This window comes from Luteimonas endophytica, assembly GCF_029887875.1.
Taxonomy (GTDB): Bacteria; Pseudomonadota; Gammaproteobacteria; order Xanthomonadales; family Xanthomonadaceae; genus Luteimonas; species Luteimonas endophytica.
Genome location: NZ_JARXRM010000003.1, coordinates 1 through 1,776 on the forward strand (window position 1 = coordinate 1; position 1,776 = coordinate 1,776).

The following is a 1,776-nucleotide window of genomic DNA, read 5'->3' on the forward strand; positions in this document are numbered from 1 at the left end:
CTCGCCGCCGTGGCCGGCGTGGCCCGCAACTACGACAATGCCGGCAATACCCTCGCCATCGGCACGGCCAGGGAGTTCGTCTACAACGCCGCCAATCGCATGAGCCAGGCGAAGCAGGGCGGCGCGGTGGCGATGCACTACGTCTACAACGGCAAGGGCGAGCAGGTCCGCAGGCACCTGGGCGCCAGCGACACGACCACGGTGTTCGACGAGGCTGGCCGCTGGCTCGGGGACTACGACGCCGCGGGGACTCCGTTGCAGCAGGCGGTCTGGCTGGATGACTTCCCGGTCGGCCTGCTGGTCGGCAGCTCAGGCGTCAATCGGCTCCACTACGTGCAGCCCGACCACCTCGGCACGCCACGGGCGGTGATTGATCCGGTGCGAAACCTCGCCGTGTGGAATTGGGATCTCGCCAGCGAGGCTTTCGGGAACAGTCCGCCGAACGAGGATCCGGATGGGGACGCCACTGCATTCGCTTTCGATATGCGTTTTCCGGGGCAGCGGTACGATGCGACGAGCGGGCTCAGCTATAATTACTTCAGAGATTATGAATTAACTACCGGACGATATTCTCAAAGCGATCCGCTTGGATTGATGGCGGGAGTTAATACATATACTTATGTAAGCGGTTCGCCTTTAGTGTGGGCTGACATGTATGGTTTGCTGCAGTGGACGACGAACCCAATTGTTTGGAGTCCAACGCTAGCGCCAGGTCTCCAGACACGCACCTTTCCAGGAGATGGCTTGTCGACCGTTACTGAGGCCAGCGCTGCTAGAACCACTCTTGACTGGTCAATTTCCGCGATCTGTGATTGTAGTAATGGTAGTTACTCATTGAATGAGTACTCAGTCGCATTTACCCCGATCGTTTTTCTCAGGCAGAGCTACAACAGCATGAGTGAAAGGCGGGCTTCTCGCCGAGCCGAATTGGATCATGTTCGTGATTTAAGAAGTTGGATCGGTAGCGCGAGAAGCGGAGCGCAATCTCTGGAGGATTCAATGAAGGGTCAAGGATTCTTTGATTCTGCTGAGTGCGAAGCCGCTACGCGGCAAGCTATGCAGCAATTCCTGCAAGCTGGTGCGAGACAGGCCGCTATTGATTCACACAATAGATGGGATGCAAGCGGACGCCACACCCAGGTTATTCCGGGACCGGCAAGATGAGCAAGCTTGCGTTACTGATGTTGGTACTATTTCCGGCGCTCTATGCTCTTGGGGCGGATAACCTCCGATGTGAGGGGCAGGTTGCCATTGAGTATAAAGGAATTCAACGATTGAGCGTTTGGGGTAGAGATAATCCATTTGGGTCCTTTGTTATATCGAATAAATCTTCCAGTCAGGTTCGATTGCCATTGGATAATACGTTGCTACCAACAATAATCCATGGCCAATATATTGAGCTGCAAAGTCGGCATATATCTGATGTTACATGGGAGATGGATGCGGTTGTTCTTGAAGAATTCTTTCCGCCGCAGAAATGGATGACCCTTGGGTCTGGCAGCGGCGTGGCATTCTTCTTGGACATGATTGGTCCGGTGAGTGATCCGGGGCGGAGTGAATCCAGGGAGTACCGAGTCTCTTTGAAGGACATGGCTGGGTGCCATTATTTTTCAGAACCATTTCGTCTGGCAGAGGTTGAATAGTTGTCGGTAATATGGGTAGAATAGGGGGGTACGACGCGGCGGCAGCACCCGCTACTGCTACGACCGCTTCGGCCAGATGACGCGCAAGCTCCAGGTCACCAACGGGCAGACGTTCGCGCTGCGCTACAGCTAC

At 55.3% G+C, this 1,776-nt stretch carries 2 protein-coding genes; both read left to right on the forward strand.

Translation table 11 applies throughout. The annotated features are described in order from the left end of the window. Positions 1-1,164 (forward strand): RHS repeat-associated core domain-containing protein (locus QFW77_RS00165; RefSeq protein ID WP_280572112.1); only part of this gene is annotated, 1,164 nt, incomplete at its 5' end. Then, positions 1,161-1,643 (forward strand): hypothetical protein, encoded by a 483-nt coding sequence (locus QFW77_RS00170; protein WP_180677567.1) that lies wholly within the window; start codon positions 1,161-1,163, stop codon positions 1,641-1,643. The genes QFW77_RS00165 and QFW77_RS00170, both read left to right, overlap by 4 nt. Positions 1,644-1,776 lie beyond the last annotated feature (133 nt).

Bases quoted from the DNA above. Each gene is read 5' to 3' on its own strand.
- QFW77_RS00170 (WP_180677567.1), top strand. From the start codon at position 1,161: ATGAGCAAGCTTGCGTTACTGATGTTGGTACTATTTCCGGCGCTCTAT.